The organism is Plectonema cf. radiosum LEGE 06105, from assembly GCF_015207665.1.
Taxonomy (GTDB): Bacteria; Cyanobacteriota; Cyanobacteriia; order Cyanobacteriales; family Nostocaceae; genus Rivularia; species Rivularia radiosa_A.
In genome coordinates this window covers 1-1,636 of record NZ_JADEWL010000302.1, presented here as the reverse complement: position 1 = coordinate 1,636, position 1,636 = coordinate 1, and the positions used below count along the sequence as shown (strand labels likewise).

Below are 1,636 nucleotides of genomic sequence, written 5' to 3'. Positions count from 1 at the left end.
CTCCCCATCTCCCTATCACCCCCGAACCCTTCCTCATCCTCCACCGAAAACTTCAACATTGGTAAATAAGCAAACCGGGGAACCATGTCCTACGGAAATTGCTTGGTTTGGTTCTCCTTTACCGCAATAAGCAGTACCGTACATTTTCCAAGTGGATTTATTCCCTACTTTGATTAAACTGTGCCAAAATTCTGGGGTAGTAGCTCGGTAATTAGGATTACGCAGGGTTTTTGTGAGCTTACCATCTTCAATTAATTTACCGTATTCGCAACCAAATTGAAATTTATATCGACGGTCATCTATTGACCAAGAACGATTCGATTCCATGTAAACGCCGTTTTTTATACCACCGATGATTTCTTCAAAGCTGGCTGAACCTGGTTCTAAATTCAAGTTTGCCATGCGGTCAATTGGTGGCCTATTCCAAGAACAAGCACGAGCGCAAGCAACACCGCTAACTCTACTTCTAGCTTGACTTTCCAGACTTCCCAACCCCCGTTGTAACACACCTTCTTTAACTACATATTCTCGCGTTGCGATCGCGCCTGTATCATCAAAACCATAGCTAGCAAATTCACCTTTGACTGTAGGGTCAAAGGTAATATTCATTACATTAGAACCGTATTTCAAATTGCCAAAATCATCCGTCTTGACAAAACTACCACCAGCGTAGTTTCGCTCATCACCTAAAATCCGGTCAATTTCTAAAGGATGCCCTACACTTTCATGAATTTGTAGCATCATCTGATCCGGTGCTAATACCAAATTAGTGCGGGTATTCGGGCATTCTTCTGCTGTTAACAACTCCACAGCTTGCTCCCCAACTTCTCGCACACGATACCACAAATCCTCTTCCTTAAATTCCAAAAGTCCTTGATAGCAATGCGCCGACCAACCATTATTCGTCCGTTGCTGGACAATTAGACCATCTTGTGCAGTAGCTCCGAAATGAGTGCTAAATAACAAGAACTTTTGATAAATTTCCGAACCGTTACTACTGATAAACCAAGTATTCTTTTCGGTAGTACTAGCACTAGCTGTAGTCTGAACAATTTTGTCATCAACTTTTAACGTGTTGCAGATACGCACCAACAAATCATTAATTTCACCCGGACTTAAAGCATCCAAAGCACCAACCGAAGGCGAAATATATTCACCTACAACTTTGGGACGTTCGCTTGCCTTTTGAAATGGATATATCCACCATTCGCTAGCAGCAAGTGCTTGTTTATACGCTGCTGTCGCAGCCGCTTGCAAAGAATAAAAATCTAAAGAATTAGTAGCACCATAGCCCAAACAGCCATTTACTAGGACTTCCACCATTGCTCCCAGAGTAGAAGACTTGCCATTGCTTTGAGGTAAACCATCCCGAATAAAACGATTTGAAGATATTTCTGTTACCGCCCTGATACCAATCCAGTCAGCAGAAACATCAATATTATTAATTGCTTTTTTAAGTTCAGACCACATACAGTAAAAATTTAGTGTGAGGAAGGGGAGACTATATTATTTACTACAAAACGTCAGATTTTGCAGCTATGATTTGTTAAGTTTTTTCTTTTTTTAAAAAAAATAGTAATTTGGTAATGGGTAATTGGTAATTGGGAATTAATAATTTTATTCTCCCCATCTCCCC

At 40.6% G+C, this 1,636-nt stretch carries 1 protein-coding gene; it reads right to left on the bottom strand.

Features of this window, described 5'->3' with window-relative positions; translation table 11 throughout:
* Window positions 1-33 precede the first annotated feature (33 nt).
* Complete coding sequence (locus tag IQ247_RS32100) at window positions 34-1,470, bottom strand: TldD/PmbA family protein (RefSeq protein ID WP_193926230.1); 1,437 nt, start codon at window positions 1,468-1,470, stop codon at window positions 34-36.
* Window positions 1,471-1,636: the final 166 nt, after the last annotated feature.

Excerpts from the sequence above, each read along its gene's own strand:
- IQ247_RS32100 (WP_193926230.1), bottom strand. The coding sequence starts at position 1,470 with ATGTGGTCTGAACTTAAAAAAGCAATTAATAATATTGATGTTTCTGCT.